Here is a 6,859-nt window from a genome sequence, read left to right as displayed (position 1 = left end):
AATGAGTATCTGGGCTTTGTGTTATGTTAAAATCAAATTTCTACATTATACTGTTTCATTATAAGAATAATTTTTTATTACACTTTTTACAAGAAACAGATCAACGGGCTAGTTCTCATTTTGATAAACTTTTTGATGAAAAAAAGTGATTTGGGCACCTCTTGGGCACCATCAGGAGATTTATACATCAATGTATAAAAATAAAAAGCCCTACAACCGTTGTGGCTGTAAGGCTTTGCTTGACGTCCCAGGAGGGATTCGAACCCCCGACCGACGGCTTAGAAGGCCGTTGCTCTATCCTGCTGAGCTACTGAGACGACTGAGATTTTACGATTTTAGGGATTCGGTCAAATTACGTTCTTAGACCGAAATTATCTTATCATACATAAGAATAACATTTTTTAAATTTACTTAGAAGCAATTGTTACGATAATTAATTTTTTACAAATACTCTACTATGTTTTATCTTCATATCAGATAAAAAATTATCCTTATTAATAATAAATTTTCTCTTATACTTACCACTAATCTAAATCGCTATCTAAATTTGTTCTTTGTATTTTCAATTATAAAGCAGTAGTTGTAATTCGCGAATATAGGAAATAATGTTTAAAATCAGCAATATACAGCTACACTTATGATTCATTAAATAATACAATTAATATCACATACATTAAAAGGAAGTGACTAATCAATGGACATTGTGAAAAAATATGAACAAGATGTTTTAAGAAAATTTTTACTTTCCTATGAAATACCTGTAACTGTGGTTGACTCTATCAGTGAAGATATTAACACACGATTATACTCTCTTTTAAGCATTTGGAATGATAACGAAAATAGACGAGCTATTTTAACAATTGGTTTGGAAGAAGCAACTCATTATGAACCTTTTAATGCCTCATTAGAAATTAAAGCATTAGTTGTAGTTGCAATTAGAAATAGTGAATTTGAAAATCTAGTAAGTACCTATGAGGCTTCGACGAAATATGGATTCGATAAACCACCACTTCCTGAAAGAGCTGTTAAAGAATTAACATCAAGCTCTGTTCAATTTTTCAACGATATAGATTTAAACTCTATTCCTTTTGTTTGTGACTTGAAAGATGAACGTAATCTCTATTTAAACTTATTAAACAATTACCCTATTACTTCAACAGCTCTTAGAAAGCTTGGAAGTTGGTCAAACAAAAGTATAGGGTATCCAAAAGTTAATCTAGGAAATGAAACAAAGAGAGAAATTATAGATTTCTCAAAATCACATGATAATATTGTGAACGACAATGGAGTATATGTAGAAAGCGGTATGGAACCCTCATTTAGCATTGAATTATTAAAAATGCTTCAAACGTTATCACATCAAGAGTTACCTTTAATGTTCAACGATTCTTTTAAAAGTACAACAAGAAATATTGAAAAACTTTTCCAATTAATTGAATATGTTTTAGATATAGATGGAGTCTTTTTAACAAATAACTTTTTAATATTAAACGGCTATGTTTCTAAAAGAAAAGACTTATTACGACCAATGCATGATAACAGTGATTTTAAAAAAAATCTAAACAATACACACGGATTAAATAAGACTCATTTAAAACTCTTAAAAGCAGTGCAAACTAAGGTTTTGCAAAATTAACAAAAACCCTCTTACAAATTGAATTGTGGGAGGGTTTTTTCGATTCGTTGAACAACATTTTTGGGTTAATACCGAGTATGTGGTTAGTCGTTTCGTTAGTAACCCCCAATTCGTGTGGTTGATACAGGTCACTTTTAATAGGAAGACACACGACCATATACAATCACTCTTTTCTTTATCATATCGTTTCGATTTCTTTCCCTTTTGGTGTTGAGGGAACGGGACACACTCTCCTTAAAATGCTATTTTTTGGTATATCGGAAAGTACGGGGGTAGGTTTACCGCTCTTTGTCATCTTTTCTTAATCCTTGTCAGATGGTTCTCTATGACGTTTTGACATTCTTGTGATAAATGTATCAACTCGAACTGTGAAGTTGCTGTTTGGCTCTAACACACTTCATGACCACTCGAATAAAAGATGAACTTCATTTTCTATGCTCCAATATAAGTTCCTTTAGTTCCTCAATACTTAATACATCATCTTTTCTTCTATGTACCATTCTATGACAATTCGCACATAATGGAACTAAATCTGTTTCAGGATTAACCTCTATTGCCTCTTCAAGAATACTCAATGGCTTAACATGATGAATCTCTATGAAATCTGTTCCACGTTCCCCATACATTTCCTCAAAATTAAAGCCACATGCATAGCAATTTAAACCATGCTTTTTAATCGCAAATCTTCTATTCTTAGAATCTCTTTCATAACGTTTACCATAGTAATATTTCACATTCCCTTCTATACCATACCCTTCTTCTACTTGTTCAGCTTCAAGGCCAGAATTAATATTATTAATTAAATCTCCATCATCTAAAAGCGTTAGTAATCGAACTGATTCTTCAAAACCTTTTCCTTGCTCTGTTAGTACATCTAGGACTTCGATTAAATCTTTACCTTTAAAAATCCCTTTATAATCAGCTTTCATCCCCAAATAATGAAGAATATTCATCGATTGAAGTCCTTTGCTCTTGTCCTTATCTAAACTAAGAACTGACTCATCCAACTCTCGATGTGTTAAACCATTTCCAATATGTTCAAAAATAACTTTTGCTTTTAAATAGTCTTCATAGTCATTAAATTCTCTTTCTCGACCACTTGGTTGTAAAGGTGGTAAATCGAAACTTATATTTTCTACCTCATATCCAAATTCATTTAATCTAGTTTTAGCAGTCTCCAACTCTTCTTTAGTAAACAAAGTTCTGTATTTCTTTTGTAGTATCACAGCTTCAGTTGATAAATCTAATCTGTTAAGTTCCCATAATTTCTCAAACCCTGTAGAAGTTCTATGAATCAGTTTTTTTGCAACAGTGTACCCACCTTCGGTTGCTATCATTTGATTAAATTTAGTAGGATTGTATCCAATACTTTTAGCACTTTTTGCTGCTTCTAATAATTCTTTATGTAATTCATTTTGTAATTGTTTATTTTGTTCTCCCACCGTACCTTTACCCCCTTCAAATCTTCAGATGGCTCTTTGAGATTCCCAAGTTACTTATTATAATTATACCTTTTATTTCAGGTATCGATAAATAATAAAAAAAACGAGATAAACACTTAGTTTATCCCACTTCTTTGCTACTCTTATTCTATTACTCCCTCAAGGCTTGAGCTTACTCTGTACACTCATCGGAACTCACTTGACTAAATTGTTAAGTCACCTACATCTGGAAGCTCACAAACCACTTTGTGACCTTGCACTAACTTTCTTCTATACTTACATTTGCTCACTTAAAATAATGTTATTATACTCATTGTTGAACAAAAAAAGAGACATTACAGCCCTCTTTGTCATATAACTTTACATGGCTAATTTGAATGATTAAAAAAACCTATTATTTTTATAACATAATAAAATTATAAAAATTTATCTAATTCAAATTTTTCAATTTCTGATAAATCCTCATAAAATTTACGGAAATTATCATCAATCTCCAATTTATTATATTCATTAAATACTATAAATTCCAACATGCTATTATCATTTAATTTATTTATTAAGCTCTTTGATAAACCAAGTCTTTGTAATTCAATTAATTTAATATTTTCTGTACCATATGTAAATATATTAAAATCTTCATCTCCTAATACACCTAAATCATACAGCGTATTAACAAAACAATTTAAATCATAACTTATAAAATCCATATCTAATTTAAATTTTATCAAAATAATATTTACTAGTTCTTCATTGTTTTTGTATTTTAAATCTATAAATTTATTGTATCTGCTATTATCATTTATCATTCCGTCTTTATCAATTTCACCGAAAGAATTTCCTATATAGATTATGCTATTCTTCCCAGCGATTCTTTTTTTATAATAGACATATCTTTTAGCAACAAATTCTTTCAAAGAGTATACATTACTATCATTCATAAAATTTTTATAATATTTTCTTATATTCTCGTATGTTTTTAAATAATAAATTAAATCGTGCTTAATTTCTAAAATATTTCCCATAAATAACTCATTGATAATATCTATAATGTCTTTGCCATCAATTTTAAATAACTTTAATTTAACATTTAATATTTCTATATATCTTTCATCATAATTAATATAGTTATGAATACCATTTTTATATAATATTTTCGCTATTTTATCTTTTTCTTCTTCATATTCCTCAAGAATAAAATTTTCAATATAAATAATATTTTCGTCATTCTCATTTATTTCTTTAGGAATTTCATAATCTATTAAAGTTGGATTTTTAACTTTTTCTTCAAAAATATTACTTCTAAGCCTTTGAATATAACTCTTCATATTTGTAGAATTATATGGATTTTCAACAAAATGAATTTTAGGTAATAGCTTTTCTAAACTATTTGTTTCTTGATTGAATATATTATTCAATCTATTTACCCTACCTATTAAATTGATAGCTTCTTTTTCTGATAAAGACCTTACAGTTAAAATAAATAAACTATCTAAAGGTAAATTAACACCTTCTAATATGACGTTATTAGCAATAATATACTTTAATTTTCTATTTTGTTTAAATTTATACTCTAAATATTCTTTTAGAATATCTGGCATTTTCCCATGAATATACAAAATTCCTTTATAAATCAAATTAATCATCCAATAATTTTCATGCACACTGGATTTAAGGTCTTGAATTAATTTTTCTAAATCCGAATCTAATTCAATATCGTCTAATCTATCATATAAATCCCGAACCAATTTTTCTATATTTTTTGGTGTTCTTACATAGATAAAATTCTTTTTCTGAGCGTATTTTAAAATGTAATCAATGAAATCACCCTGAAATTCATTGTAAAAATAAAATTTGTTTGAATAACGGTTATATACTTCTATTTGATTACTATAATTCAAAAAATACTCAGGTTGCTTCAGATTAAATTCAATCCTTTTTTCATATATTGTTTGCTCGGAATCTACTCTTAGTTTATTTGAATTATCAATCAATGGTGAAAAATAATAAATTCTCCCATTAGGGTTTCTTCTTTTGTTTATTCTAATCATTCTACTTAACAAAATATTTCTATTGTCTTTTTCTAGTAAATTGTGAGCCTCATCAATATATAAAGAATCAAAGAACAAATCTTCTTTTTCTAATAATCTCAAAGCTCTTTCTTGTGTGAGGACTGCAATAAACCTTCTGTCTTCACTATACATTTCATCATGATAAATAATCTTTATATTATTGAAATTTTTCTTCACTAATGAATATGTTTGTACTAATAAAGATTTTGTAGGTACAATTATAGCTACTTTATTTGTTTCATTATTTTTTTTTATACTTTCTACTATTAATTCACTTTTCCCATAGGATGTAGGGGCTATTATTGCTACTTCTCTTTCTTCATCACGAAAAGAATTTCTTAAATTCTTTTGATGAATAGTTTCAATATATGACCCATTCCTAAATTTTTCTAACTCGACTTGAAATAGTACATCTTTAATATTTGGTTCAATCAGTTCTAATCGTAATATATCTTCTGCAATTGGATAAAATCCAAAATCACTACTAAAATCATAAATTGGTCTATAATCCCCATATCGAATTGAGTATTTTAAAATAATATAGTAACCAAATTCTAAATAACTCTTATTTCTTCTATCATTCTCATAAACTTTCATACTTAATATAGCTATTGTCAAAAGATAAGTCTTTTCATTTTCAGATAATTCTTGATTAACTATTAGTTTTTTGTAGGTACTTTCAAATTTATCTATTTTACTAAGATACGTTAGTTGAAGCTTTTCCGACTGTTGCATTTTCTTCCTCCTCTAAGTAATCAAAAAAGTCCTTATATGACTTTTGATTTGAACAGAAAATTACAAGGTTTGAATATTCAATATTATTCTCAATTTTATCCAACTGGGATAACAGTTCAGTAAACTCTTTTTCATCCCAAGTGTCATACCAATAGATTGTTGAAGCTAGTATTATATTTTGATTTTTTAATTCAATGTACTCTTCTAATTCATAATCATTTGAAAATCCCCTTATGGCTTTTAATAAAGTTTGTGTTGAATTAATGTCTCTTGAATTTGCGTGTGAGTATGCGTTCTCCCACGGATTATTGGATGTTTCTCCTTTAACTTGTGATTTCAAACTTCGAAATGCTTCTAAAATTTTTCCTCTATGACTAATATTTTGTGTATCATATTTACCTGACTTACTATCCAATAACCAAATTTTATCGTCTTTATAAAAAAAACCATCAAACCCTTTCTTTAGAGAATTTTCCTCTAAATTTAGGAACATAAACTTTGGTTGGAAATCAATTGAGTTTAAATATAAATGAGCAAATAATTCACCTAATGAACCGTGTATTTTATTCTCATCCTTATTCTTAAAGAATTTCTTAAGTTGAATTTTCACAAATTTTATCTCATTTTCGTAATTTTCTCCCTTACATACTTTCTTCAAATTTTCATTTAAATACTCTATCATTATTTCATTTAGTCCTTCCAACTGAATAAAATGTATACTTAATTTTTCATTTTTCATTTCTATTTCTGAACCAATAATCATCTTCTCACCCTCTTTAATTTAATTAGATTTAAATACTATTTATTCCTTGTAATAGGTAAATAAACGCACCATTTTATACAATTATATAACTAATATACCAAATTATATATATTATTACTTAAGCTATCTTTCACTTATTTGTAATTTAATTACCAATTTTCTTTATCGCTTTGTTTCCAATACTTCTCTATTTTTATTATCCACACAAAATAAA

General features: G+C 27.7%; 4 protein-coding genes and 1 tRNA gene. 1 reads left to right on the top strand and 4 read right to left on the bottom strand.

Going from position 1 to position 6,859, the window contains the following annotated elements; translation table 11 throughout:
• Positions 1–243: 243 nt before the first annotated feature.
• Positions 244–317 (bottom strand) — tRNA-Arg (locus ACEVFT_RS24605).
• A gap of 377 nt (positions 318–694) precedes the next feature.
• On the opposite strand from ACEVFT_RS24605, the gene ACEVFT_RS24600 reads away from it, so the two are divergent.
• Positions 695–1,636, top strand: coding sequence for a hypothetical protein (locus tag ACEVFT_RS24600; RefSeq protein WP_393951557.1), 942 nt, complete (start codon positions 695–697; stop codon positions 1,634–1,636).
• Between the two features lie 425 nt (positions 1,637–2,061).
• Here the strand turns inward: ACEVFT_RS24600 and ACEVFT_RS24595 are convergent, their stop codons facing one another.
• The 3 genes from ACEVFT_RS24595 to ACEVFT_RS24585 form a co-directional block, all read right to left on the bottom strand.
• Positions 2,062–3,078: an HNH endonuclease gene (locus tag ACEVFT_RS24595; RefSeq protein ID WP_393951556.1), complete on the bottom strand. Its 1,017-nt coding sequence runs from the start codon at positions 3,076–3,078 to the stop codon at positions 2,062–2,064.
• Positions 3,079–3,494: 416 nt separating this feature from the next.
• On the bottom strand, positions 3,495–5,882 hold the full coding sequence (locus ACEVFT_RS24590) for a DEAD/DEAH box helicase (protein WP_393951555.1): 2,388 nt from the start codon (positions 5,880–5,882) through the stop codon (positions 3,495–3,497).
• The gene (locus ACEVFT_RS24585; RefSeq protein ID WP_393951554.1) at positions 5,845–6,645 is read right to left on the bottom strand and encodes a Hachiman antiphage defense system protein HamA; all 801 of its coding nucleotides are present in this window, start codon (positions 6,643–6,645) and stop codon (positions 5,845–5,847) included. Before ACEVFT_RS24585 ends, ACEVFT_RS24590 begins: the two co-directional genes overlap by 38 nt.
• Positions 6,646–6,859 lie beyond the last annotated feature (214 nt).

The organism is Lysinibacillus sp. PWR01, assembly GCF_043359455.1.
Taxonomy (GTDB): Bacteria; Bacillota; Bacilli; order Bacillales_A; family Planococcaceae; genus Lysinibacillus; species Lysinibacillus fusiformis_F.
The sequence above is the reverse complement of the archived record's forward strand: the minus strand, read 5'-3'. Positions and strand labels throughout refer to the sequence as shown.

Coding starts and splice junctions, on each gene's coding strand:
- ACEVFT_RS24600 (WP_393951557.1), top strand. CDS start 695: ATGGACATTGTGAAAAAATATGAACAAGATGTTTTAAGAAAATTTTTA.
- ACEVFT_RS24590 (WP_393951555.1), bottom strand. CDS start 5,882: ATGCAACAGTCGGAAAAGCTTCAACTAACGTATCTTAGTAAAATAGAT.
- ACEVFT_RS24585 (WP_393951554.1), bottom strand. CDS start 6,645: ATGATTATTGGTTCAGAAATAGAAATGAAAAATGAAAAATTAAGTATA.